Annotated in this window: 26 protein-coding genes; 8 read left to right on the plus strand and 18 right to left on the minus strand. The window is 69.4% G+C overall.

Annotated elements, in window-relative coordinates; genetic code table 11:
• Nucleotides 1-501 precede the first annotated feature (501 nt).
• Together E4P42_RS16410 and E4P42_RS16415 are read right to left on the minus strand one after the other, a co-directional pair.
• Nucleotides 502-849, minus strand: coding sequence for a VOC family protein (locus E4P42_RS16410; protein WP_135127137.1), 348 nt, complete (start codon nt 847-849; stop codon nt 502-504).
• A 15-nt stretch (nt 850-864) separates the two neighbouring features.
• Nucleotides 865-2124 carry a M18 family aminopeptidase gene (locus E4P42_RS16415; RefSeq protein ID WP_135127138.1) on the minus strand — a complete coding sequence of 420 codons (1260 nt, stop codon included), beginning with the start codon at nt 2122-2124 and terminating at the stop codon, nt 865-867.
• Between the two features lie 50 nt (nt 2125-2174).
• Here E4P42_RS16415 and E4P42_RS16420 point away from each other — a divergent pair, with 50 nt between their 5' ends.
• A complete protein-coding gene (locus E4P42_RS16420) occupies nt 2175-3194 on the plus strand; it encodes a Dyp-type peroxidase (protein ID WP_135127139.1) in 1020 nt (339 codons plus the stop codon).
• Nucleotides 3194-3991: a family 1 encapsulin nanocompartment shell protein gene (locus tag E4P42_RS16425; protein ID WP_135127140.1), complete on the plus strand. Its 798-nt coding sequence runs from the start codon at nt 3194-3196 to the stop codon at nt 3989-3991. The genes E4P42_RS16420 and E4P42_RS16425 overlap by 1 nt, the downstream gene beginning before the upstream one ends.
• Before the next feature lie 12 nt (nt 3992-4003).
• Here the strand turns inward: E4P42_RS16425 and purQ are convergent, their stop codons facing one another.
• The 3 genes from purQ to E4P42_RS16440 are packed head-to-tail and all read right to left on the minus strand — an operon-like array spanning nt 4004 to nt 5616.
• On the minus strand, nt 4004-4678 hold the full coding sequence (gene purQ / locus E4P42_RS16430; protein WP_135127141.1) for a phosphoribosylformylglycinamidine synthase subunit PurQ: 675 nt from the start codon (nt 4676-4678) through the stop codon (nt 4004-4006).
• Complete coding sequence (purS, locus tag E4P42_RS16435) at nt 4675-4914, minus strand: phosphoribosylformylglycinamidine synthase subunit PurS (protein ID WP_135127142.1); 240 nt, start codon at nt 4912-4914, stop codon at nt 4675-4677. Before purS ends, purQ begins: the two co-directional genes overlap by 4 nt.
• 36 nt (nt 4915-4950) lie before the next feature.
• Complete coding sequence (locus tag E4P42_RS16440) at nt 4951-5616, minus strand: ATPase (protein WP_135127143.1); 666 nt, start codon at nt 5614-5616, stop codon at nt 4951-4953.
• A gap of 45 nt (nt 5617-5661) precedes the next feature.
• Here E4P42_RS16440 and E4P42_RS16445 point away from each other — a divergent pair, with 45 nt between their 5' ends.
• A complete protein-coding gene (locus E4P42_RS16445; RefSeq protein WP_135127144.1) occupies nt 5662-6315 on the plus strand; it encodes an MBL fold metallo-hydrolase in 654 nt (217 codons plus the stop codon).
• Here E4P42_RS16445 and E4P42_RS16450 read toward each other — a convergent pair.
• The 5 genes from E4P42_RS16450 to E4P42_RS16470 form a co-directional block, all read right to left on the minus strand.
• Nucleotides 6312-7016 carry a DUF2334 domain-containing protein gene (locus E4P42_RS16450; RefSeq protein ID WP_135127145.1) on the minus strand — a complete coding sequence of 235 codons (705 nt, stop codon included), beginning with the start codon at nt 7014-7016 and terminating at the stop codon, nt 6312-6314. The two genes, E4P42_RS16445 and E4P42_RS16450, sit on opposite strands and share 4 nt — an antisense overlap.
• Nucleotides 7017-7089: 73 nt before the next feature.
• The gene (locus tag E4P42_RS16455) at nt 7090-7578 is read right to left on the minus strand and encodes a glutathione peroxidase (protein ID WP_135127181.1); all 489 of its coding nucleotides are present in this window, start codon (nt 7576-7578) and stop codon (nt 7090-7092) included.
• A gap of 35 nt (nt 7579-7613) precedes the next feature.
• A complete protein-coding gene (locus E4P42_RS16460) occupies nt 7614-8168 on the minus strand; it encodes a TetR/AcrR family transcriptional regulator (protein WP_135127146.1) in 555 nt (184 codons plus the stop codon).
• A gap of 42 nt (nt 8169-8210) precedes the next feature.
• Nucleotides 8211-10355 carry a S9 family peptidase gene (locus tag E4P42_RS16465; RefSeq protein ID WP_135127147.1) on the minus strand — a complete coding sequence of 715 codons (2145 nt, stop codon included), beginning with the start codon at nt 10353-10355 and terminating at the stop codon, nt 8211-8213.
• Nucleotides 10352-11245 (minus strand): phosphoribosylaminoimidazolesuccinocarboxamide synthase, encoded by an 894-nt coding sequence (locus E4P42_RS16470; protein WP_135127148.1) that lies wholly within the window; start codon nt 11243-11245, stop codon nt 10352-10354. The genes E4P42_RS16465 and E4P42_RS16470 overlap by 4 nt, the downstream gene beginning before the upstream one ends.
• 67 nt (nt 11246-11312) lie before the next feature.
• On the opposite strand from E4P42_RS16470, the gene E4P42_RS16475 reads away from it, so the two are divergent.
• Complete coding sequence (locus tag E4P42_RS16475) at nt 11313-11930, plus strand: hypothetical protein (protein WP_135127149.1); 618 nt, start codon at nt 11313-11315, stop codon at nt 11928-11930.
• A gap of 66 nt (nt 11931-11996) precedes the next feature.
• Here E4P42_RS16475 and E4P42_RS16480 read toward each other — a convergent pair whose 3' ends face one another.
• Genes E4P42_RS16480 through purB form a run of 5 tightly spaced genes read right to left on the minus strand, consistent with a single transcriptional unit; the run spans nt 11997 to nt 15886 of the window.
• Nucleotides 11997-12572 (minus strand): DUF1707 domain-containing protein, encoded by a 576-nt coding sequence (locus E4P42_RS16480; protein WP_135127150.1) that lies wholly within the window; start codon nt 12570-12572, stop codon nt 11997-11999.
• Nucleotides 12573-12582: 10 nt separating this feature from the next.
• Entirely contained in the window at nt 12583-13035 is a 453-nt protein-coding gene (locus E4P42_RS16485) for an SRPBCC family protein (RefSeq protein WP_135127151.1), read from the minus strand.
• 27 nt (nt 13036-13062) lie between these two features.
• Nucleotides 13063-13200, minus strand: a complete 138-nt coding sequence (locus E4P42_RS27015; RefSeq protein ID WP_167759512.1) for a hypothetical protein — start codon at nt 13198-13200, stop codon at nt 13063-13065.
• 23 nt (nt 13201-13223) lie between these two features.
• Nucleotides 13224-14471, minus strand: coding sequence for a cytochrome P450 (locus E4P42_RS16490; RefSeq protein WP_135127152.1), 1248 nt, complete (start codon nt 14469-14471; stop codon nt 13224-13226).
• Nucleotides 14468-15886 carry an adenylosuccinate lyase gene (gene purB / locus E4P42_RS16495; protein ID WP_135127153.1) on the minus strand — a complete coding sequence of 473 codons (1419 nt, stop codon included), beginning with the start codon at nt 15884-15886 and terminating at the stop codon, nt 14468-14470. Before purB ends, E4P42_RS16490 begins: the two co-directional genes overlap by 4 nt.
• A 40-nt stretch (nt 15887-15926) precedes the next feature.
• Between purB and E4P42_RS16500 the strand changes: the two genes are divergently transcribed.
• Nucleotides 15927-16655 carry a DUF429 domain-containing protein gene (locus tag E4P42_RS16500; RefSeq protein ID WP_135127154.1) on the plus strand — a complete coding sequence of 243 codons (729 nt, stop codon included), beginning with the start codon at nt 15927-15929 and terminating at the stop codon, nt 16653-16655.
• On the opposite strand, the gene E4P42_RS16505 is transcribed toward E4P42_RS16500, so the two are convergent.
• On the minus strand, nt 16618-18042 hold the full coding sequence (locus tag E4P42_RS16505; protein ID WP_135127155.1) for an APC family permease: 1425 nt from the start codon (nt 18040-18042) through the stop codon (nt 16618-16620). The two genes, E4P42_RS16500 and E4P42_RS16505, sit on opposite strands and share 38 nt — an antisense overlap.
• A 94-nt stretch (nt 18043-18136) precedes the next feature.
• The gene (locus tag E4P42_RS16510; protein WP_135127182.1) at nt 18137-18748 is read right to left on the minus strand and encodes a TetR/AcrR family transcriptional regulator; all 612 of its coding nucleotides are present in this window, start codon (nt 18746-18748) and stop codon (nt 18137-18139) included.
• Nucleotides 18749-18848: 100 nt separating this feature from the next.
• Here E4P42_RS16510 and E4P42_RS16515 point away from each other — a divergent pair, with 100 nt between their 5' ends.
• On the plus strand, nt 18849-19733 hold the full coding sequence (locus E4P42_RS16515; protein ID WP_135127156.1) for an alpha/beta hydrolase family protein: 885 nt from the start codon (nt 18849-18851) through the stop codon (nt 19731-19733).
• A 4-nt stretch (nt 19734-19737) separates the two neighbouring features.
• Here E4P42_RS16515 and purD read toward each other — a convergent pair whose 3' ends face one another.
• A complete protein-coding gene (purD, locus tag E4P42_RS16520) occupies nt 19738-21006 on the minus strand; it encodes a phosphoribosylamine--glycine ligase (RefSeq protein WP_135127157.1) in 1269 nt (422 codons plus the stop codon).
• Nucleotides 21007-21101: 95 nt separating this feature from the next.
• Here purD and E4P42_RS16525 point away from each other — a divergent pair, with 95 nt between their 5' ends.
• Both E4P42_RS16525 and E4P42_RS16530 read left to right on the plus strand, forming a co-directional pair.
• Entirely contained in the window at nt 21102-22337 is a 1236-nt protein-coding gene (locus tag E4P42_RS16525) for a cytochrome P450 (RefSeq protein WP_135127158.1), read from the plus strand.
• 25 nt (nt 22338-22362) lie between these two features.
• Complete coding sequence (locus tag E4P42_RS16530) at nt 22363-22959, plus strand: TetR/AcrR family transcriptional regulator (RefSeq protein ID WP_135127159.1); 597 nt, start codon at nt 22363-22365, stop codon at nt 22957-22959.
• Nucleotides 22960-22964: the final 5 nt, after the last annotated feature.

The following is a 22964-nucleotide window of genomic DNA, read 5'->3' on the forward strand; positions in this document are numbered from 1 at the left end:
AGCCTTGCTCCGGTGCTTTGACATTCCAGTGATTCCCCTCCAGCAACGCCTGAGTGCGTGTGAGGAAGCTAACACCAGAACGGCAAGATCATGAGATACGGCTGAGTATTTACTGAGAATCCGTTGCTTGGTCAAGCACTTGGAGAGTTGGCCCGAAACAAGATCAGCTACTTCTCCGGTCACTAATATCGGCTGGTTGAGGACACCGGGTTCATCCGGACCCGAACCACCGGCGTGACCCATTGCTGATACATCGTAGCACTTCAAGCGCTTACAGAGATCACGGGCGACGGCCAACGGCCCGTCAATCGGAGACGAAGGCGCGCCGGAATTTGATTCGCTTAGCTACCGACATCAGCCGCTGAGCGAAACGAGCATCACCATACCGATTCGCTGAGAATACAAAACTTGAAACAGCAACGTTTCCTCAGAACTGAGGGTGCGGACACGCGTGAGCCTCGCAGTAGTGATCTCTAGCCGCCCGGACCACGATTCCAGCAATCACGTCGCGGCGATGCAGAACGCATTCCCCGCCGGGTCGGCCAATACCACCCAACTGAAGTCCGGCCCGAAGCTGTGTCGGCCGGTCTCCGCGGCGCCGGCCGCCACCAGGCGAGCCACCTCGGCTTCGACGTCCGCGGCGGCGAAGTCCACGTGGATGCGGTTCTTGCCCGGCGTCACGTCGGGCACCTTCTGAAATCCCAATCGCAGCCCGGACTCGAGCATGACGACGACGAACTCGCCCGGCGCCAGGGCATTCACCTCACCGCCGATGGCGTCGGCCCACCAGGCCGACAGCGCATCCGGATCGTCACAGTCGATGGTGATCATTTCCACGGTCATGGCCATGGCGCCGACCATAGATCAAGCCGGTGACAGAAACGCCTGCAACGCCGCCGCGTAGGCCGCCACATCGTCGGCCCCCATCACTTCGCGCGCGGAGTGCATCGCGAGCTGAGCCGCGCCCACGTCAACGGTGGGGATGCCCGTGCGCGCGGCGGTCATCGGTCCGATGGTCGACCCGCACGGCAGGTCGGCACGGTGCTCGTAGCGCTGCATCGGCACCCCGGCCTGCGCGCAGGCCAACGCGAACGCGGCGGCCGTGCGACCGTCGGTGGCGTAGCGCAGGTTGGGCTGCACCTTGAGCACCGGCCCGGCGTTCACCTCGATGAGGTGTCCCGGCTCGTGGCGCTCCGGGTAGTTGGGGTGGGTGGCGTGCGCCATGTCCCCGGACGCCACCATTGAGCCGGACATCCGGCGCAGCAGCGTCTCCCGGTCGCCCCCGGCGGCCAACGTTATGCGCTCCAAGACGGTCGGCAGCAGCTCCGACTGGGCACCGTGGTCCGACGTCGAGCCCACCTCCTCGTGGTCGAACAGCGCCAGCACCGGCACGACGCCGGTCGGCTGCGCCGCCAGCAGCGCCTCCAGCCCGGCGTAGCAGGTGGCCTGGTTGTCCAGCCGCGGCGCGCTGAGCAGCGTGCGGTCCGCGCCCACCAGAGTCGACGGGGTCAGGTCATGGGTCATCAGATCGGCGGCGAGCACGTCGCCGGCCGGCACCCCCGCGCGCTCGGCCACCCAGTCCATGAACGAGCGGGCCGCGCTTCCCACTCCCCATACGGCATTGACGTGGCGCTGCGGGTCGAGGCTCACGCCCTTACGGTCCTCGGAGAGGTGGATCGCCAACTGCGGCACACGCAGCACCGGCTCATCGACCCGCACCAACCGGTCCTCGACACGGTCGCCCATCCGGACCGACAACCGCCCACTGAACCCCAGCTCGCGGTCCAGCCACGAGTTGAGCCACGCCCCGCCGTAGGGCTGCAGCGCCACCACCTGCCAGCCGGACACGAACCGATCGGGATGCTGTTTCACGCGCAGGTTGGGGCTGTCGGTGTGACCGCCGACGATGCGGAACGGCGCGGCCGTCTCACCGTTCGACCGCCAGGCCACCAGGGACCCCGCGCGTACCGTGAAGAAGTCCCCCACACCCGACGGCCATGCATCGGTTTCGGCGAGTTCGGTGAACCCGGCGTCGCGCAGTCGGTCGGCCACGGTGGCGCACACATGGAACGGGGACGGTGACGCGTCGATGAAGGCGCAGAGGCCATGGGGGCTAGCTGGCATCTTTCCATCTTGACCGGCGTTTTCGATCATGATCACGCTAGGGTCCAGTTGTGCCCGATCTTGAACCGCAACCGGTGCTCGCGCCGCTCACGCCGGCCGCGATCTTCCTGGTGGCGACGATCGACGACGGCGGTGAACCCACCGTGCACGACGCGTTGGGCGACATCTCGGGTCTGGTGCGCGCGATCGGGTTTCGTGACCCCACCAAGAACCTTTCGGTGATCATCTCGATCGGCTCCGATGCGTGGGACCGTTTGTTCGCCGGCCCGCGGCCCGCGCAACTGCGTCCGTTCCGCCCGCTCGACGGCCCACGGCATCGGGCCCCGGCCACCCCGGGTGACGTGCTGTTCCACATCCGCGCCGAATCCATGGACGTGTGCTTCGAATTGGCGATCAAGCTCACCGAGGCGATGGCCGGGGCCATCACGCTCGTCGACGAGGTGCACGGGTTCAAGTTCTTTGACAACCGCGATCTGCTCGGGTTCGTCGACGGCACCGAGAACCCGGACGGTGCGTTGGCCGGCGCGGCCACCCGGATCGGCGACGAGGACCCCGAGTTCGCCGGGGGCTGCTACGTCCACGTGCAGCGCTACGTCCACGACATGGCGGCGTGGAACGCGCTGTCGGTCGAGGAGCAGGAGCGGGTGATCGGCCGGACCAAGCTCGACGACATCGAACTCGGTGATGCGGTCAAACCGGCCAATTCCCATGTGGCGCTGAACGTCATCGAGGACGCCGACGGCAACGAACTGAAGATCGTGCGGCACAACATGCCGTTCGGCGAGGTCGGCAAGGGCGAGTTCGGCACCTACTACATCGGCTACTCGCGCACCCCGGACGTCACCGAACGCATGCTGACCAACATGTTCATCGGCGACCCGCCCGGCAACACCGACCGCATCCTCGACTTCTCCACCGCGGTCACCGGATCGATGTTCTTCACTCCCACCGTCGACTTCCTCGACGACCCTCCGCCGCTGCCCGATTCGGCTCCCCCGGCCGAGCCGGTCAGCGTCCCGAGCCGCGACGACGGCTCGCTGGGGATCGGCAGCATGAAAGGAACCCGTTGATGAACAACCTCTATCGCGACCTGGCGCCGATCACCGAGGCCGCCTGGGCGGAGATCGAACAGGAAGCGACGCGGACGTTCAAGCGCCACATCGCCGGGCGCCGCGTGGTCGACGTCAGCGGACCCGGCGGTCCGGCGACGGCGGCCGTCTCGACGGGTCATCTGCGCGACGTGACACCGCCCGGCGACGGCGTGGTGGCCCATCTGCGCGAGAGCAAGCCGCTGGTGCGGCTGCGGGTGCCGTTCACGGTCTCGCGCACCGCGATCGACGATGTCGAGAGGGGATCGCAGGATTCGGACTGGGATCCGGTCAAGGAGGCGGCCAAGAAGCTGGCGTTCGCCGAAGACCGGGCGATCTTCGAAGGGTATGGGGCGGCCGCTATCGACGGAATCCGGATGTGCAGCAACAACGCCGCACTCGCGCTACCGCAGGATCCGCGCGAGATGCCCGACGTGCTCGCCCAGGCGCTCTCGCGATTGCGCCTGGCCGGCGTCGACGGTCCCTACTCGGTGTTGCTGTCGGCCGAGGTCTACACCAAGGTCAGCGAGACCACCGAGCACGGCTATCCGATCCGCGAGCACCTCAACCGCCTCGTCGACGGTGACATCATCTGGGCGCCGGCGATCGACGGCGCGTTCGTTTTGTCTACTCGCGGTGGGGATTTCGACCTCCAGCTGGGCACCGATGTGTCGATCGGGTACCTGTCCCACGACGCCGCTTCCGTGCAGCTCTACCTGGAGGAGACGCTGACGTTCCTCTGCTACACCGCTGAGGCGTCCGTCGCGCTGACGGCCTGATCCCGGCTCGCCTCAGACGGTCAGCACCGCGTCGAGCGCGGAGTAGAACAGCCCGAGCCCGTCGTCGGACGGCCCGGTCAGCGCCTCGGTGGCGTGTTCGGGGTGCGGCATCAGGCCGACGACGCGTCCGTTGGCCGAGCTGATCCCGGCGATGTCCCGCATGGAGCCGTTGAGGTTCTCGCGGTAGCGGAACACCACCCGGCCCTCGCCCTCGAGTTCGTCGAGCACCTGCTCGCTGGCGACGTAGCGTCCCTCACCCGACTTGAGCGGGATCAGCAGATCAGCGCCCGCCTCGTACCGGGTGCTCCACGCGGAGGTGTTCGACTCGACGTGCAGCCAGATGTCGCGGCAGATGAAGTGCAGGCCGATGTTGCGGGTCAGGGCCCCGGGCAGCAGGCCGGCTTCGCACAGCACCTGAAAGCCATTGCAGATACCGAGCACCGGCATCCCCTGCTCGGCGGCGCGGATCACCTCACCCATGACGGGGGCGAACTTCGCGATCGCGCCCGCGCGGAGGTAGTCGCCGTAGGAGAAGCCGCCGGGAACGATCACCGCGTCGACGCCCTTGAGGTCGGCGTCGGCATGCCACAGGTTGACCGCCTCGCCGCCGGCGAGGCGTACGGCGCGGGCGGCGTCGATGTCGTCCAGCGACCCCGGGAACGTGATGACGCCGACGCGTGCGCTCATGAGTCCTCCCTGGTCACCGACCAGTCTTCGATGACGGTGTTGGCCAGGAGCGATTCGGCGATCTCGGCCACCGTCTCGTCCGTGACGCTGCCGTCGATGTTCAATTCGAATCGTTTGCCTTGACGGACATCTGAGACGCCCGTCACACCGAGACGCCCGAGCGCGCCGACGATCGCCTGCCCCTGAGGGTCGAGGATCTCAGCCTTGGGCATCACGTGCACCACAACCTTCGCCACGGCGACAACTTTACCGGTGACGCGGCGTGTCGCCGCCTACCGGCATGATCCGACGTAGGCCGTGCACAGCGGGGCGGCCAACGCGTCCAGGACGGCGCGGTCGGAGACCGCCGGCCAGCGCGTGTTCGGCAACGGCGTCGACCACATCGCGAGCTCGGCGATCGTGCCGCTTCGCGGGTCGGCCATGAGGTACTGGTGCAGTACCGAGCGGTCCGGTGACGTGAGCACGGCCGCCACCCGGGTCGGCTCGGCGAGCGTGACCGACGGTGACACCGGCGGCGCGGTCAGTTGGCAGGCCCGCAGCGCCGCGACCGCGTCGCCGAACACGGTGGACGCCAGCTCACCGCTCTGCCACGCGTCCCCACGCCAGTGCATGAGCTGCGCCCGCAGCCGCCACTGCCCGTCGGCTCCGGTGGCCTCGGCCCTGGCCGTCACCGCCCACGCGCGGGGATCCTCGGCCGCGGTCGGCACCCCGCACAGCTCCTCGAACCGGAACCGCGGGTGGACCGCGGTGACCGCCAGACCCGACAGCTCCGGCCAGCGGTACACCTCGTAGAGCGGGATCGAGGTGGGCGCGATCCACGCCGACCGCGGTATCCGGTCACAGCTCGGTGGGCAGTCCAGCGGCTGCCCCCAGGCCGCTGCCGGTGTGATCAACGCCATTGCGCAGCCGGCCAACACCGACGCCACCAGCCACCGCATCCCGAACCCCCACGTACGGCCCCGCCCGAGCGCCACAATATAGCCATGCAATTGACCCATTTCGGGCATTCGTGCCTACTGGCGAATTTCTCCTCGGATTCCGGCGATGACACCACGGTTCTGTTCGATCCCGGCACGTTCTCGCACGGATTCGAAGGCATCACCGGACTTTCGGCGATCTTGATCACTCACCAGCACCCCGATCATGCCGACACCGAGCGGCTGCCGGCGCTGCTCGAGGCCAACCCGCAGGCCGCGCTGTACTGCGATCCGCAGACCGCGCAGCAACTGGGCGGGTCGTGGCGCGCCGTGCACGCGGGTGACGAATTCACCGTGGGGCACCTGACCGTCCGCGGTGTCGGCGGACAGCACGCGATCATCCATCCCGACCTGCCGCAGATCGACAACATCTCCTACCTGATCGGCGACGGCGACCATCCGGCCCGGTTGATGCACCCGGGGGATGCCCTGTTCGCCCCCGGCGAGCCGGTCGACGTCTTGGCCACTCCCGCTGCGGCGCCGTGGATGAAGATCAGCGAGGCCGTCGACTATCTGCGGGCGGTGGCGCCGGACCGGGCGGTGCCGATTCACCAGGGCATCATCGACCCCAGTGCGCGCGGCATCTTCTACGGCCGGCTCAGCGAGATGACCGACACCGACTTCCGGGTGCTCGACGAGGAGAACGGCACCGAATTCTAGGCGGCGTCGGTCAGGGCGCGAAACGGCTCCCACTGGTACACCTGCGGCGCGCACTGGTGCATCAGAGCCAGGTCGACCGCGTCGAGCGCGGCTTGGCGGGGGCCGGTCCGGCCGAGCTGCTTGGCCGAGATCGCCAGCCGCACTATGCCGGCGCGGCGGGCGGTGCGCTCGGCCGACAGCACGACGGTGCGGCACCACCACGGCTCGGCGACGAATCCGGCGCCGATACCGACCACCCGGGCCCGCACCGTGGTCTGCCGCACCAGATCGGTGACGCTGTTGAAGCCGGCGAGCAGTCGGAAACCGTTGCGCGGCAACGCTACCGCGGTGCCCTGGGACACCGACCAGCCCGGGGCGGCGAACAGTCGTGTGCGCAGGCCGAGATGTTCGAGCACCCGGTCGGCGCCCATCAACCGCAGGTTGGCCTCGTGCGCCTGCAGCGAGGCGAATTCGCTACGGCGTTTTTTGGTGGCGGCCTCGTCGAAGCCGTGCAGCACGATCGCGTCGCCGTCGGCCCGCCGGTCGCGCAGCCACTCGACGGTCGGCGCGTCCTTCTCGAGGTGGTAGCCGCCCTTGAGGCGCGGGGCGACCAGGTAGGACGCGGGCACGCCGCGGGTGTCGAGATCCGCGCGGAACGCCGCGACGTCGCTCAGGGTGCGGGCGCTGATGTGCGAGATCGACACGATGAGTTGTCCAGCCACGTGCCCCAGTGTGACAACACCAGGTGTCGCGACGGTGGCTATGACGTCGACAACAGCTGTCGATCCGGTGGTGTTATCCGGGCAGCACGGCCTCGATGGCCGCAATGACCTCCGGGGCGTCGGGTTCGGTGCGGGGACGGAACCGGTTGACCACCTCACCGCCGGGCGCCAGCAGGAATTTCTCGAAGTTCCACTGCACGTCGCCGGCCTCGCCGGCGCTGTCGGGCGTCTTGGTCAGTTCGGCGTAGAGCGGGTGGCGGTTCGGCCCGTTGACGTCGGTCTTGGCCAGCAGCGGGAACGTCACGCCGTAGGTGGTGGAGCAGAACGTCTGGATTTCCTCCGCGGATCCGGGCTCCTGCCCCATGAACTGGTTGCACGGCACCCCGACGACGGTCAGTCCCCGGTCGCGGTAGTCCTGGGCCAGCTTCTCCAGCGCGCTGTACTGCGGTGTGAGGCCACATTTCGACGCGACGTTGACCACCAGCGTTGCGCCGTCGGCCAACTCGCGCAGTGTGGTGGACCGTCCGTCCAGCGTGTTGAGCTCGATGTCGGTCAGCGGCATGTCGGTCATGAGCGGACGCTACCGCACCGGGGCGCTCAGCTGGAGAACAGCATCCGTGCCGCGCGCTCCACCTCGGCCACCGGATCCCGTCCGGTGTCGATGATGTCGTTGAGCCACAGCATCGCGAAGCCGTGCACCAGCGACCAGGCGGCCAGCGCCGCGGCGTCGGGATCCTCGGCGGCGCGGCTGTCGGTGAGGGTGCCGACCCCGCGGCTCAGTTCGGCGCCCGCGGCGACCTGGGCCTGGATCAGGTCCGGGTTGGCCTCGTCGACCAGCGTCTTGTCGAACATGACGGCGTAGTGGCCGGGATGCTCCACGGCGAAGCCGACGTAGGCCTTGGCGGCGTTGAGGAACGTCGGCCGCGCCCCCTCGAGCGCGCGGGCGAGCAGCCACCACCCCTGGGCCGCCAGGGCGGTGAACAGTCCGCGCCGGTCGGTGAAGTGGTGCGCCGGTGCGGCGTGGGACACCCCTGCCGTCCGGGCCAGTTCCCGCAGCGAGATGCCGTCGACCCCACGGGTGGCCACCATCTCGGCGGCGTGGGCGAGGATGACCGCCTTAAGGTCGCCGTGGTGGTAGCTCGTCTTCTCCATGGTTCACCGTAGCGCGGTCATCTTGACAGCGGCTAGATAAGCTCAGCTGTGCGGGCCGCCGAAGAAGGTGCCCGCCTGGCCGCTGCCGTAGTTGTCCGGATCGGCGGTGGCCAGCAGCCACGCGTACTGGAACGCGGCCTCCTTCCACCGCTCGTAGCGGCCGCTGATCCCGCCGTGCCCGGCACTCATCTCGGTCTTGAGCAGCACCGGGTTGGTGTCGGTCTTCGCAGAGCGCAGCGCGGCAACCCATTTCGCCGGTTCGACGTAGTAGACCCGGGTGTCGTTGAGTGAGGTCATCGCGAGGATCGGCGGGTAGGCCTTGGCGGTGACGTTCTCGTACGGCGAATAGGACTTCATGTAGTGGTAGACGGTCTCGTCCTCGAGGGGGTTGCCCCACTCGTCCCACTCAGTCACCGTCAACGGCAGCGACGGATCGAGGATGGTGGTCAGCGGGTCGACGAACGGCACCTGGGCGAGGAAACCGGCGAACAACTCGGGCGCGAGGTTGGCCACGGCGCCGATCAGCAGGCCGCCCGCGCTGCCGCCGAGCGCCACCAGGTTCTGCGGGCGCGTGGTGTCGGTCGCGATGAGATGTCGTGCCACGGCGATGAAGTCGGTGAAGGTGTTGCCCTTCTCCAGCAGCTTGCCGTGTTCGTACCAGGGCCGGCCGAGTTCGCCACCACCCCGCACGTGGGCCACGGCGAACACCATGCCGCGGTCCATCAGGGACAACCGGGCGATGGAGAATCGAGGGTCCTCACACGATTCGTAGGCGCCGTACCCGTACAGCAATGTGGGCGCCGGGAATTGGAGACCGGCGCGGTGGACGATCGAGATCGGGATCCGGGCGCCGTCCGGCGCGACGGCCCAGTCGCGGCGTTCGACGTAGTCCTCGGGGTGGTAGTCGCCCAGTACCGGTTGTTCGCGCAGCAGCGTGCGCTCCCCCGTCGCCAGGTCGATGTCGTAGATGCGCACCGGGGTGACGAACGACGTGGCGCCGACCCGCAGCTTCGGTGCATCCCAATTGGGGTTGGCGGCCAGGCCCGATGAGGTCAACTCCGTGTCGAACGTGATGTCCTCCGCGCGACCGTAGGAGCCGTCGGCGCCCAGCGGCCACAGCTGGATCTTCGGCAGCGCCTCTGCGCGATAGCTGATCACCAGGTGCCCCTCGAACGCGTCCACCGAGTCCAGCCGCACGTCCTCGCGGTGTTCGATCAGCGTGCGCCCGGCGGTCGGGTCGTCGACCGGGGTTTCGATGAGCGCGAAGTTCTCGGCGCCGTCGTTGTGCAGGATCAGGAACCGGTCCTGCCCGCCGACCACCGCATGTTCCAGCGAGTACTCGACCCCGTCGCGGCGCGGCCACACCACGGTGAACTCGGCGTCGGCTGCGGCGGCGTCGGCGTAGCGCACCTCGGAGGTGACGGCGCTGCCGGCGGCGATGATCAGGTAGCGGTCGCTGCGGGTGCGGCCCACGCCGAGCCAATACCGTTCGTCGGGTTCGTGATACACCTTTTCGTCCGGCGTGTCGGCGCCGAGGCGGTGCCGCCACACGGTGTCGGGACGCCAGGCATCGTCGACGGTGGTGTAGTACACGGTGCGGTTGTCCGCGGCCCACGTCGCGCCGGCGCCGATGCCGGCGATGGTGTCGGCATACTGCTCACCGGTGCGCAGATCGCGGAAGCGCAAGGTGTACCGCTCGTCACCGACGGTGTCCACCGAGTACGCCAGGATGTTCCCGTCGATGCTGACCGACGCGGCGCCGAGCGCGAAGTAATCGTGCCCGTCTGCTTCGACGTTCTCATCGAGCAACACCTGTTCGCCCGGAATCTCGGTGTTCTCGTCGAACACCGGCGGTGTCCAGTCGTCCGGATCGCTGACCGGGCACCGGCACTGGACGCCGTACTGCTTGCCCTCGAAACTGCGGCCGTAATACCACCAGTCACCGCGCCGGGTCGGCACCGACAGGTCGGTCTCCTTGGTGCGGGCCTTGATCTCGTCGAAGATCTTCTGCCGCAACGGCGCCAGGTGCTCGGTCTGGGCCTCGGTGTAGGCGTTCTCGGCCTCCAGATGGGCCAGCACCTCGGGGTCGGTCTTGTCGCGCAACCACTCGTACGGGTCGAGGAAGACGTCGCCGTGGTGCTCACGACGCTGCTCGATCCGCTTGGCCTGCGGCGGTGCGCCGGTCATGCGCGCGCTCCGATCCACGCGTCGAAGCTACGGCCCGAGATGCGTTCGTACGCCTCGATGTAGCGGGCGCGCGTCACGTCGACGATCTCGGCGGGCAGCGGGGGCGGCGGCTGATCGCCGTTACGGTCCCAGCCCGAGTCCGGGCCCGTCAACCAGTTACGGACGAACTGCTTGTCGTAGCTGGCCTGCACCTCGCCCTCGCGGTAGCCGTCGGCGTACCAGTACCGCGACGAGTCGGGCGTGAACACCTCGTCGGCGAGCACCAGGGTGCCCTCGGCGTCCACACCGAACTCGAACTTCGTGTCGGCGATGATGATTCCCTTCGTCAACGCGTGCTCGGCGCCCTGGCGGTAGATCCGCAGGGTGTGTTCGCGCAGTTCGGTGGCTCGCTGTTCGCCGACCAGGCCGACGGTGTCGGCGAAGCTGATGTTCTCGTCATGCTCCCCCAGCTCCGCCTTGCTGGCCGGGGTGTAGAGCGGCTCGGCGAATCGGCTCGCCTCGGTCAGCCCGGGCGGCAACTCGATACCGCACAGCGTGCCGGTGTTGCGGTAGTCGATCAGGCCCGACCCGGTCAGGTAGCCGCGTGCCACACACTCCACCGGAAGCATCTCCAGCCGGCGAACCACCAGCGCGCGGCCGAGCACCTCCTCCGGGATGCGCGGATCGTCGGCCGGCCCGGCGAGGTGGTTGGGCGCGTCGATCACATCGAAGAAGAACACGCTCATCGCGGTGAGGATCCGGCCCTTGTCCGGGATCTCCGAGGACAGGACGTGGTCGTACGCCGAGATGCGATCGGTCGCCACGAACAGCAGGTGCTCGTCGTCGATGCGGTACAGCTCGCGAACCTTGCCGCTGGCCAGATGGCGGTAGTCGGACAGAGCGGGGCGCATCGGGCCAGCATAAGTTCCCCGACGACTGCGCTCCTGCCCGCCGTCTCCATCGGGCAGCATCGGACACATGAGTTCGCGCTTCGTGCCCTACGCCACCACACCCGGCCGCCTGCTGGGCCAGCTGGTCAGCGACATCCTGGTGGTGATCTGGACGCTGATCTGGCTGCTCGTCGGCATGGCGGTGCATGCGGCGGTGGACACCATCGCCCAGGTCGGCCGTCAGGTCGAGGCGGGCGCCAACGGCATCGCCGACAACCTCGAGTCGGCGGGAAACCAGACCGACGACGTGCCACTGCTCGGCGACGCATTACGCGGACCGCTCAACGCCGCCGGCGAGGCGGCGCTCGACATCGCCGGCGCCGGCCACAACCTGGACAGCACCGCCTCCTGGCTGGCGTGGGTGCTGGCGTTGGCGGTGGCGTCGCCGCCGATCCTGGCCGTCGCGATGCCGTGGCTGTTCCTTCGGATCCGGTTCTTCCGGCGCAAGTGGACGGCTCTCGCGCTGGCGGCCACGCCGGCCGGTGAACAGCTGCTGGCGCTGCGGGCGCTGGCCAACCGGCCGCTGGCCAAGCTGGTCAGCATCGACGACGACCCGGTCGCGGCCTGGCGCAACCAGGACATCGCCGCGATCCGCGGCCTCGCCACGCTGGAACTGCGCTCCGCGGGCATCGCCCGCCGCCTTTGACCAACCGTGATTTCAGCGCGCTGATCGACGCTCAACGCACGTATCCGCGCCGAATCCGCCCGAGGGTCAGCGCGCGGTGAATCGCCGCAGCGCCGCCCCGAACGGATGCCGCACGGTCACCGACCCCATCCGGACCCGGCCCCGAAGCACCACGTGCAGCCGCGGCGACGGTGGTGACGCGGCCACCCGCACGGTCGCGCTGCCCGCCACCGTCTCGATGCCCGCGATATCGGCGGTGGCGTCGTCGGGAACGATGATCTCGGTGGAGCTGCAGTAATCGTCGACCTCGATCTCCACGACCGAGCTCTGCAGCACCGCCGACCGGAAGTCGAGCGAGGTGTCGCACATCCGGGTGTTGAGCGAGATCCGCGGCGGCACCGTCCACCTTCCCTTGCGGGACACCGTCGTCATCCGCGCCCGCAGTTGCGCAGGCGCCGTGGCCGGCGCGACCGCGCGCCCGAACGGCAGATCGTGCAGCACGGCGTCGAGGTCGCCGCGGGTGCGGGCGGCCAGCACATGGTCCACCCGGTCGGAGTACTCGTCGAGGGTCAGCATGCCCTCGCCGACGGCGCGTTCGAGGATCCGCCGGACCCCGGTCCGGTCGGCGTCGGAAATCCTCATGTGCGCGTCGCCCGTCCCCATGCGTTCGAGGCTAACCGTGTCGCTCGGCGACCTCGGCGAGGCGGTCCAGCGACGCCTTGAGCTTGGCGCCGGTGGTGTCGCGGGCGCGTTTCATCCGCGCTTCGTCGGTCAGCTGGGTCCAGTCGTAGGTGTGGGTCACCAGCGTGCGGTCGGCCCCCAACGGCTCGAGCTCCCACCGCCACAGATGGCCCGGCGGCGGGCTGTCCGGTTCCGAGGGCCGCCACGCGATCAGGCGCCCCTCCTCGAATTCGACGACGTGGTTGTGCCGTTGCGCGCCGGTGGTGATCGCCATGGTGAACACGTCGCCGACCGCACGGACGCGCTGCCCGCCCGGCGCCTCGCTGAGATTGTCGTTGGCGTCCCACTCCGGCTGCCTGGCCGGGTCGGCGATCAGTTCGAAGATCACGTCGGCCGGCGCCTCGACATCGCGCCCGACGCTGACGATCCGCATGAAATCACCCATGTCCCCGACGGTACGACAGTGGCCCGGTCAGGCGCCCCGCCGCCAACTTCGGATCGCGGCCACGACCAGGCAGGGCAGCAGCGCCGCCGCGAGCACCATCAGTGGCTCGCCGACGATCCGGTGCCCGTGGTCCATCGCCGCGAACGACACGATGCCCGTCGCCATGACCGCAGCGAACCCGTCCGGCTTCACCGCCTGAGCTCGACCACCAGGTGGCGGATGCCGGTGTGCCGGTTGCTGCGGGTCCACTCCACCGGCTCGACCACCCGCACCGAACCGAATCGGGTCAGCAATTCGGAGAACAGCACCCGCAGCTCGAGGCGCGCGAGGTTGGCGCCGAGGCAGTAGTGCACGCCGTAGCCGAATCCCAGGTGCGGGTTGGGTTTACGGGTGATGTCGAAGACTTCCGGAGCGGCGAAGACGGCGGCGTCCCGATTGGCCGAGCCTTCCCACACCTGCACCTTCTGGCCCGCCTCGATCGAACAGCCGCCCAGCTCGACCGCGCGGGTGGCGGTGCGGCGTTTCGACGGCGACGGTGAGGTCCACCGGACCATCTCCTCCACGGCGGTGGGCAGCAGCGCCGGGTCGGTCCGCAGCGCCGCCAGCTGCGCCGGATGATCGGCCAGCGCGAGCAGACCCCCGGCGACGGCGTTGCGGGTGGTTTCCGCGCCGGCGCTGAACAACAGGCTGAAGAACAGATAGAGCTCGACGTCCGAGAGTGCAGGCAGCGAGTCGTCCAGGTCTGCGTTGGCGACCACCGACAGCATGTCGTCGGTCGGCTGCGCCCGCTTGGCCGCGATGAGCTCCATGCCGTAGCTGAACATCCGGGTGCCTGCGTCCTCGGCCGAGAGCCGACCGACCTGACCCAGTTCGGCCTTGCGGGCCCGGCCGAAGTCGAACTGCGGCTCGATGGCCTCGAACAGCCAGTGCCGTTCGCTCTCCGGAACGCCCAGCAGGATGCAGATCATCTGCATGGGCAGTTCGGCGGCGACGTCGACCAGGAAGTCGAACGGCTCCCCCGGTGTCAGCGCGTCGAGCAGCCGGCGCGTCCGCGCCCGCAGGTCGTCCTCGACCAGCCGGATCATCCGCGGGGTGAGGCCCGAACTCACCAGCCGCCGGATCTGCGCGTGCCGGGGGTCGTCCATCATGTTGAGCACCTGCCCCGCGATCGACAGGTCCTGCAGCAGCGTGCCCCCGTAGGGCCGGTCGCCGCCGGTCACCGATGAGTAGGTGTTCCAATCCCGCAGGACCGCAAGGGTTTCGGCGTGGGTGGCGACGGACCAGAAGCCCTCGCCGTCGGGGGTGTGCTCGGTGGGTTCGTGCCAGTACACCGGCGCAGCGCGCCGGTGCAGCGCGAACAGGTGGTGCGGGAAGCCGTCGGCGAAGTTGTCCAGATCAGTGAGGTCGATCTGCGACAGCCTCGCCGTCAGGCTCACAGGATGGCGCCGGAGGTGTACTTGGCCGCCTCCGGGTAGCGGCTGATCAGTTCGTCGACAGCCTGCGCGACCCGGTCGACCTGATCGGCGGCCGCGCCGGTGAAGGCCTGCTTGTCGGCCAGCGCATCGTCGAGCGCCACCCGGTCCAGCGGCAGCCGGGGGTCGGCGGCCAGCCGATCGAGCAGATCGGGCTCCTGCCCCTTCTCCCGCATCGCCAACGCCACCGCGACCGCGTGCTCCTTGATCACCTCGTGGGCGGCCTCACGGCCGACGCCGGCGCGCACCGCGGCGATGAGGATGCGGGTGGTGGCCAGGAACGGCAGGTACCGGTCGAGTTCGCGCTGGATCACCGCGGGGTAGGCGCCGAACTCGTCGAGCACGGTGAGGAACGTCTCGGTCTGGCCGTCGATGGCGAAGAACGCGTCGGGAAGCGCGACGCGCCGCACGACCGAACAGAACACGTCACCCTCATTCCACTGCGCGCCGGCCAGTTCGGCGGCCATCGAGGCGTATCCGCGCAGCACCACCTGCAGGCCGTTGACCCGTTCGCACGAGCGGGTGTTCATCTTGTGCGGCATCGCCGAGCTGCCGACCTGTCCGGGCGCGAACCCCTCGGTCACCAGCTCGTGGCCGGCCATCAGCCGGATGGTGTGCGCCAGCGACGACGCCCCCGCTCCGAGCTGCACCAACGCGGAGACGACGTCGTGGTCCAGCGACCGCGGGTAGACCTGCCCGACACTGGTGAACACGTCCTTGAAGCCGAGGAATTCGGCCACCCGCCGTTCCAGGTCGGCCAGCTTGGCGGTGTCGCCGCCGAACAGATCGAGCATGTCCTGCGCGGTGCCCATCGGGCCCTTGATGCCGCGCAGCGGGTAGCGCGCGATCAGCTCCTCGACGCGCTGCAGCGCGATCAGCGTCTCCTCGGCGGCCGACGCGAACCGCTTGCCCAGCGTGGTCGCCTGGGCGGCGACGTTGTGACTGCGCCCGGCCATCACGAGTTCGCGGTAGCTGACCGCTCGCTCGGCCAGCCGCGCCACCACGGCCACCCCATGGGCGTGCACCAGCTCCAGTGAACGGCGGATCTGGAGCTGCTCGACGTTCTCGGTGAGGTCGCGGCTGGTCATGCCCTTGTGGACGTGCTCGTGGCCGGCGAGCGCGTTGAACTCCTCGATGCGGGCCTTGACGTCGTGGCGGGTCACCCGTTCCCGCGCGGCGATCGACCCCAGGTCGACGCGCTCGAGCGCTCGTTCGTAGTCGGCCACCACCCCGTCGGGAACGCTGACACCGAGCTCGGCCTGCGCGCGCAGCACCGCCAACCACAGCCGGCGCTCCGCGACGATCTTGGCCTCCGGTGACCAGATCGCCACCATGTCCTCGCTGGCGTAGCGGTTGGCCAGTACGTTCGGGATCGTCACAGACACACAGCTTACGGCGGCGGACAGGCACAGTAGTCGGATGCACTTCGTCGGCATCGACCTCGCCTGGGGTGAGCGCAACCCGACCGGCGTCGCGGTCGCCGATGCCGCAGGCCGGCTGGTGCACGTCGCGGCCGCGCGGTCGGACGCCGAGATCGTGGCCACGCTGCGGCCCTACACCGCGGGGCCGGCACTCGTCGCGATCGACGCTCCGCTGGTGGTGACCAACCCGGTGGGCAACCGGCCGTGCGAGGCGGCGCTCAACCGGGACTTCCGGGCGTTCGACGCGGGCGCGCACCCGTCCAACACCAGCCGCCCGTGGTTCGCCGAGGGCACCCGCGGCGCGAGGATCGCCGCGGCGCTCGGCCGGCCGGCGATCGAGGTGTATCCGCATGCGGCGACGGTCGCGCTGTTCGGGCTGCCGAAGACGTTGAAGTACAAGCAGAAGCCCGGCCGCGACATCGGCCTGCTGCGCGCCGAGCTGCTGCGGCTGATGGACTTGATCGAAGGCCTCGCCGGGGCGACACCCGGCCTGCACGTCGCCGGACATCCGGAGTGGAGGGGCCTGCGGCGGGCCGTGCGGTCGGCCACCCGCAAGTCGGACCTGCGGCGCGCCGAGGATCCGGTCGACGCGGTGGTGTGCGCCTACGTCGCGTTGTTCGCCGACCGCCGCCCGGACGACGTCACCGCCTACGGCGACGACGCAGGCGGGTGCATCGTGACCCCGACGCTCACTCCGGCCGGTCGGCCAGATGCGTCGGGTCGGTGATGCCGGGGCCGCGGATGCCGAGCTGCCGATTGATCAGCATGGTCACGAAGAACAGCACGATGCCGACCCCGATCAGGATGAGCGCGACGTAGTACTGCTGCGCGGGCCGCCCGGACAGGGGTGTCACGAGGTACACCGATGCCGCGAACCCGATGACCGGTAGCGCGGTCGGGGTCCTGAAGTGTCCGCCCTCGGCGCGAACGTCGCGCCGCAGCCGCAGCACGGCGACATTGACCACCGCGAACACCGCGAGCAGCAGCAGGGAGGTGGTTCCGCCGAGCACGGTGATCGCACTGCTGCTGGCGAACACGCTGACGTAGAGGATGAGCCCGAACGCGATCACGGTGGTGAAGATGATCGCCACCCACGGGGTCAGGCGACGGGGGTGCACGGTGCCCAACACCGGCGGCAACACGTGCTGGCGGGCCATGCCGTAGATCAACCGGCTGGCCATGAGCATGTTGATCAGCGCGGTGTTGGAGACGGCGAACATCGAGATGAACGGGAAGATGTCGTCGATCGGCAGACCGGGTGCACCCGCCTTGACCACCTCGACCAGCGGGGTGTCGCTGTCGGCGAGGGTGCCGACGGGTACCAGCGCCACCGCCACGACCGCGACGAGCATGTAGATGATGCCGGCGATGGTCAGCCCGGACAGCAGGACCTTGGGGAAGGTCTTGACCGGATCCTTGGTCTCCTCGGCCATGTTGACCGAGTCCTCGAAGCCGACCATCGCGAAGAAGGCCAGCGACGTCGCCGCGGTGACGGCCATGAACGCGCTCTTCTCCCCGTCGGTGTCGAACGCCACGACGCGGGCCCAGTCGATGTCGCCGCCGCGGGTGAAGGCCCAGAGGCCGACGAACAACACCAGCATGAGGCCGGTGGCCTCGATGATGGTGAGGACAACGTTGAGTTTGATGCTCTCCCCGACACCGCGCAGGTTCACCGCCGCCAGTAATGCCATGAAAACCAGCGCGATGATCGCGATACCAGCTGTCCCCCAGGCCAATCCGAACCCCTCGACGAAGTTCGACCCGAAGAACCTCGAGGCTGTCGATGCCGACGTGATGCCCGAGCACATCACCACGAAGGCCACCAGGAACGTCACGAACTGCACGCCGAATGCCTTGTGTGCGTACAACGCTGCGCCGGCGGCCTGCGGATACTTGGTAACCAGCTCGAGGTAGCTGAACGCGGTGATGGTGGCGATCAGGAATGCCACGAGGAACGGAAGCCACGCCGCGCCACCGACTTCGGCGGCGACGTCCCCGGTCAGGGCGTACACACCGGTGCCCAGGATATCGCCCACGACGAACAACAGCAGCAGGCCGGGGCCCATGACACGACGCAGTGCCGGCTGTTCCTCGACGGTGTCTGGCTGGCTCATGGGCTCCTCCGACGTCGACTCGATGAAAGGTCCATCATCGACCAGCCGTCCCCGCACCGCAGGGTCATTGCCGCAATCAGCGGCAAAGCGGTGGTCAGCCGACCGGGGCGAGGACGTCGATGACGTCGATCAGCGTCGCCCGGGCGGTGGCCCTGGGGCCGTCGCCGTCGCCGACCAGCGCGGCGACCACCGCACCGTCGACGGCGCAGACCAGCGCCGTCAGATACTCCGCGCGCACCGACCGGCCGGAGCGTTCGACCACCTCCACGACGGCGTCCGTGCGCTGCTGGAGGATCCGGCGCTGGATGTCGCGCAGCGCCGGCTGCCGGGCGCAGGCGATGTAGCGCTCGTACCGGGAGATGATCTCCTCACTGCCCCGCGCGCTGAGCGCATCGCCGAGCAGCAGGTCCACCAGGACGTCGGCGGTGGACTCCGCGCCGCGGCGCCGCCGCGACAGCGCCGCGACGCGGCGGCGCAACTGGTCGGCTTCCCGGAGGCCGACGTACTCGACGGCGTTGGCGATCAGATCGTCCAGCGACGAGAAGTAGTAGGTGGTCGACGCCAGCGGCAGCCCCGCTCGCCGCGCCACCGCCCGGTGGCGCACGGCGTCGAATCCGCCCTCGCACAGCAGATCAGCGGCCGCGCTGACCAGCGCGTAGCGCCGACGTTCTCCTTTGGGAGTGACTGCTGCCGTCACGCATTGCATGCTGCCAGCCACCGGGGTGCGGCACCGTCGTTTCGACCAATCCCCAGCCATTAATCAGACAAGCCGGCGCGGGTCGGTCCCGTGTCGGCACGGTGGCATGATGGCCGCCATGTCTGCCCAGCTCAACCGCCGCACCGTCCTGCGCCTCGCCGCGGGCGTGGCGGCGGGCGCCGCGGGTGCGCACGCCCTGGCCGCGACGCCGGACCCGGTTGCCGGCCGTCCCGTCGCGCTGACCGGCCGGGGCGCGCCGATGCCGCTGTCCCCGCCGTCGGCCGCCCCGACGTATGTGACCGGATCGTTCGTGTCGGCCGCCCGCGGCGGCGTCACGACCAACTTCGCGATCGCCCGCCCGCCGGGACAGCAGACCGCGCTGCGTCCGGTGATCGCCCTGCACGGGAAGGGCGCCGACGCGGCGCAGGTGATGGCCGGTGGGGTCGAGCAGGGGCTGGCGCAGGCGGTGTCGGCGGGTCTGCCCGCGTTCGCCGTGGTGGCCGTCGACGGCGGCGGAAGCTATTGGCACCGGCGAAAGTCGGGCGAGGACTCCGGGGCGATGGTGCTCGACGAGCTGCTGCCGATGCTCGGCGACCACGGCCTGGACACGTCGCGCGTCGGCTTCCTGGGCTGGTCGATGGGCGGATACGGCGCACTGCTGCTGGGCGCCCGGCTGGGCCCGGCCCGCACCGCGGCGATCTGCGCGGTCAGCCCGGCGCTGTGGACATCCGCGGGCGCCGCGGCGCCGGGCGCGTTCGACGGCGCCGAGGACTACGCCGCCAACAGCGTGTGGGGGCTGCCGGAGTTCGCGTCGATTCCGATCCGGATCGACTGCGGCACATCGGATCCGTTCTACGCGGCGACGCAGGAATTCATCGCCCAGCTGCCGAATCCGCCGGCCGGGGGCTTCTCCCCCGGCGGACACGACGCCGGTTTCTGGAGCTCACAGCTGCCCGCCGAGATCTCGTGGATGGCGCCGCTGCTGACGGCGTGAGCGCCTAGAGCCGGATGCGGCCTTCGGCGGCGGCTTGACCGATGTCGCCGCGGAAGTGGCTGCCCGGCAACCGGATCGACGACACGGTGCCGTATGCCGCGGCGCGGGCGCTGTCGAGGTCGGCGCCGGTGCCCACCACGGCGAGCACCCGGCCGCCGGAGGACACGACCGCGCCGTCCTCGCGCCGGGTGGTGCCGGCGTGCAGGACGCCGTCGGCCTCCGCACCGTGGATCACATCGCCGACCCGCGGCCGGCCCGGATAGTTCTCCGCGGCGATCACCACGGTCACCGCGGCGCCGTCGCGCCACTGCAGCGGCGGGAAGTCGGCGAGCCGGCCGGTCGCGGCGGCGTGCAGCAACTGCGCGAGCGGTGAGTCCAGCAGCGCGAGCACCGACTCGGTCTCCGGGTCGCCGAACCGGCAGTTGAACTCCACCACGGCCGGTCCGCGCGAGGTGATGGCCAGGCCGGCGTAGAGCAGTCCGGAGAACGAGCTCCCCCGGCGGACCAATTCGGCCGCAACGGGTTTGACGATCTCGTCGACGATCTGGGCGTTCACCTCGGCGGGCAGCCAGGGCAGCGGCGCGTAGGCGCCCATGCCGCCGGTGTTGGGCCCGCTGTCGCCGTCGCCCACCCGTTTGAAGTCCTGCGCGGCAAGTAACGGCACCACGGTCTCGCCGTCGACGACGCAGAACAGCGACACCTCGGGTCCGTCGAGGAACGATTCGAGCAGAACCGGGTGCCCGGCGTCGAGGAGTCCGGCGGCGTGCGCGCGGGCGGCGTCGCGGTCGGTGGTGACCACCACGCCCTTGCCCGCGGCCAGGCCGTCGTCCTTGACCACCCACGCGGCCTCGCCGGCGGGCGGGCCGAACCGGTCGAGCGCGGCGTCGAGGTGGGCAGGGTTGTCGACGATCTCACTGGTCGCGGTGCGCACCCCCGCCGCGGCCATCACGTCCTTGGCGAACTGTTTGGAGCCTTCGATGCGGGCGGCGTCGCGGGTGGGACCGAAGCAGGCGATGCCGGCGGCGCGCACGGCATCGGCGACACCGAGCACCAGCGGCACCTCGGGCCCGATCACCACGAGGTCGGCGTCGATGCTGCGGGCCAGCGCGGCGACCGCCTCACCGGAGGTGACGTCGACCTCGTGCTGGTCGGCCAGCGTCGCGGTGCCCGCGTTGCCGGGGGCCACGGCCAGCCCCTCGACCTCGGGGTCGCGGCGCAGCGCGAGCAGCAGGGCATGTTCACGGGCACCGGATCCGATCACCAGGACGCGCACATCTGCACCCTAATGCCCGGCTCCGGCCATACACTTGACAGCGCTGTGTATGGTCGATCGCAGAGTGGTCACCGTCACAGTGAGGAGGTCGACCGATGACGACCATGGAGAAGGGGTGCCCCTTCGGCCCCGGGTACGACTTCACCGACCCCGACGTCCTACTGCACGGCATCCCGGTGGCGGAGTTCGCCGAACTGCGCCGCACCGCGCCGGTGTGGTGGAACGAGCAGTCGGAGTCGATCTTCGACGACGGCGGCTACTGGGTGATCAGCCGCCACGAGGACATCAAGGCCATCTCTCGCAACGGCGACCTGTGGTCCACGAACGCCAAGGGCGCGGTGATGCGGCTGCCCGACGGGGTGACCGCCGAACAACTCGACCTGACCAAGGCGCTGCTGATCAATCACGACGCGCCCGAACACACCCGGCTGCGCAAGATCGTGTCCCGGCTCTTCACGCCGCGGGCGGTGGCCGCGCTGGAAGAGAAACTGGCGGTGGCCGCCCACACGATCGTGGCCGCCGCAGCCGAACGGGACTCCGGCAACTTCGTGGACGACATCGCGATGCGCCTGCCGCTGCAGGCGATCGCCGACCTGATCGGTGTTCCCGAGAACGATCGGGAGAAGTTGTTTCACTGGACCAACTGCATCATGAACACCGATGATCCGGACTTCGACTCGGATCCGACCACCGCCAATGCCGAGTTGATGGGTTATGCCTACGCGATGGCCGAGGAGCGCAGGCGCTGCCCGGCCGACGACATCGTCACCCGGCTGATCCAGGCTGACGTCGATGGGGAGTCTCTGGGCGACGTGGAGTTCGCATTCTTCGTCATCCTGCTCGCGGTGGCGGGCAACGAGACCACCCGCAATGCCATGACGCACGGGATGAACGCGTTCTTCGAGCACCCCGACCAGTGGGAGCTGTTCAAGCGCGACCGTCCGGACACCGCGGCCGACGAGATCGTCCGGTGGGCCACCCCGGTGCACTGCTTCCAGCGCACCGCGCTGGCCGACGTGGAACTCGGCGGGGTGACGATCCGCGCGGGGCAACGCGCCGGCCTGTTCTACAGTTCGGCCAACTTCGACGAGGACGTGTTCGAGTCCCCGTTCCGGTTCGACATCCTGCGGAACCCCAACCCGCACCTTGGCTTCGGCGGCAACGGCGCGCACTACTGCATCGGTGCGAACCTGGCCCGGATGGAGATCAAGCTGATCTTCAACGAGATCGCCGACCAGATCCCCGACATCGCCAAACGGGGCGAGCCGCAACGGCTGCGGTCGGGCTGGATCAACGGCGTCAAGGAGTTGCCGGTCAGCTACCGGGGCTGACGGGGCGCGCACGTACCATCTGCGCATGCGCACCCACGGCTGGTCCGGTTCGGCGCCGGCCAGCGACGCCGAGGCCGTCGAGCGGATTTTGGCGGCCGCCGGTAAGGCGATCGACGAACGCGGCGCGGACCTGAGCATCGCCGATGTGGCCCGCACCCTCGGTGTCACCCGCCAGACCGTCTACCGCTACTTCCCGAGTACTGAGGCGCTGCTCGTCGAGGCGGCGGTGCATGCGGCCACCGGCTTCCTGGACCGGCTGGCCGACCACGTCCACGGCGTCACCGAGCCGGTCGAGGCGGTGACCGAGGCGATCGCGACGGCGCTGGAGTGGCTGCCCAAGGACAAGCACATCGGTCTGCTGGTCACCCCCGGCCGCGCCGACGTCCACTCCGAATCGGTGACCTCGGATGTGGCGCTGCAGTTCGCGACGGCGATGGTGCGGCGGTTCGACGTGGACTGGGCCGCGCTGGGCTACACCGATGCCGACCTCGACGAGCTGGCCGAGTACCTGCTGCGGATCATCCAGTCGTTCGTCGTCGACCCCGGTCGCCCGCCGCGCACCGGCGAGGCGCTGCGCGGATTCCTGCGCCGCTGGGTCGGCGCCGCGGTGCGCCAACCCTGACGCCT

This window comes from Mycobacterium sp. PS03-16 (assembly GCF_004570325.1).
In the GTDB taxonomy this organism is placed as follows: domain Bacteria; phylum Actinomycetota; class Actinomycetes; order Mycobacteriales; family Mycobacteriaceae; genus Mycobacterium.

What these genes read in the sequence shown, in the direction of transcription:
- E4P42_RS16410 (WP_135127137.1), bottom strand. Translation starts at nt 849, where the DNA reads ATGGCCATGACCGTGGAAATGATCACCATCGACTGTGACGATCCGGAT.
- E4P42_RS16415 (WP_135127138.1), bottom strand. Translation starts at nt 2,124, where the DNA reads ATGCCAGCTAGCCCCCATGGCCTCTGCGCCTTCATCGACGCGTCACCG.
- E4P42_RS16425 (WP_135127140.1), top strand. Translation starts at nt 3,194, where the DNA reads ATGAACAACCTCTATCGCGACCTGGCGCCGATCACCGAGGCCGCCTGG.
- purQ (WP_135127141.1), bottom strand. Translation starts at nt 4,678, where the DNA reads ATGAGCGCACGCGTCGGCGTCATCACGTTCCCGGGGTCGCTGGACGAC.
- E4P42_RS16440 (WP_135127143.1), bottom strand. Translation starts at nt 5,616, where the DNA reads ATGCGGTGGCTGGTGGCGTCGGTGTTGGCCGGCTGCGCAATGGCGTTG.
- E4P42_RS16445 (WP_135127144.1), top strand. Translation starts at nt 5,662, where the DNA reads ATGCAATTGACCCATTTCGGGCATTCGTGCCTACTGGCGAATTTCTCC.
- E4P42_RS16455 (WP_135127181.1), bottom strand. Translation starts at nt 7,578, where the DNA reads ATGCCGCTGACCGACATCGAGCTCAACACGCTGGACGGACGGTCCACC.
- E4P42_RS16460 (WP_135127146.1), bottom strand. Translation starts at nt 8,168, where the DNA reads ATGGAGAAGACGAGCTACCACCACGGCGACCTTAAGGCGGTCATCCTC.
- E4P42_RS16465 (WP_135127147.1), bottom strand. Translation starts at nt 10,355, where the DNA reads ATGACCGGCGCACCGCCGCAGGCCAAGCGGATCGAGCAGCGTCGTGAG.
- E4P42_RS16470 (WP_135127148.1), bottom strand. Translation starts at nt 11,245, where the DNA reads ATGCGCCCCGCTCTGTCCGACTACCGCCATCTGGCCAGCGGCAAGGTT.
- E4P42_RS16475 (WP_135127149.1), top strand. Translation starts at nt 11,313, where the DNA reads ATGAGTTCGCGCTTCGTGCCCTACGCCACCACACCCGGCCGCCTGCTG.
- E4P42_RS16480 (WP_135127150.1), bottom strand. Translation starts at nt 12,572, where the DNA reads ATGGGGACGGGCGACGCGCACATGAGGATTTCCGACGCCGACCGGACC.
- E4P42_RS16485 (WP_135127151.1), bottom strand. Translation starts at nt 13,035, where the DNA reads ATGGGTGATTTCATGCGGATCGTCAGCGTCGGGCGCGATGTCGAGGCG.
- E4P42_RS27015 (WP_167759512.1), bottom strand. Translation starts at nt 13,200, where the DNA reads ATGGCGACGGGCATCGTGTCGTTCGCGGCGATGGACCACGGGCACCGG.
- E4P42_RS16500 (WP_135127154.1), top strand. Translation starts at nt 15,927, where the DNA reads ATGCACTTCGTCGGCATCGACCTCGCCTGGGGTGAGCGCAACCCGACC.
- E4P42_RS16505 (WP_135127155.1), bottom strand. Translation starts at nt 18,042, where the DNA reads ATGAGCCAGCCAGACACCGTCGAGGAACAGCCGGCACTGCGTCGTGTC.
- E4P42_RS16510 (WP_135127182.1), bottom strand. Translation starts at nt 18,748, where the DNA reads ATGCAATGCGTGACGGCAGCAGTCACTCCCAAAGGAGAACGTCGGCGC.
- E4P42_RS16515 (WP_135127156.1), top strand. Translation starts at nt 18,849, where the DNA reads ATGGCCGCCATGTCTGCCCAGCTCAACCGCCGCACCGTCCTGCGCCTC.
- E4P42_RS16525 (WP_135127158.1), top strand. Translation starts at nt 21,102, where the DNA reads ATGACGACCATGGAGAAGGGGTGCCCCTTCGGCCCCGGGTACGACTTC.
- E4P42_RS16530 (WP_135127159.1), top strand. Translation starts at nt 22,363, where the DNA reads ATGCGCACCCACGGCTGGTCCGGTTCGGCGCCGGCCAGCGACGCCGAG.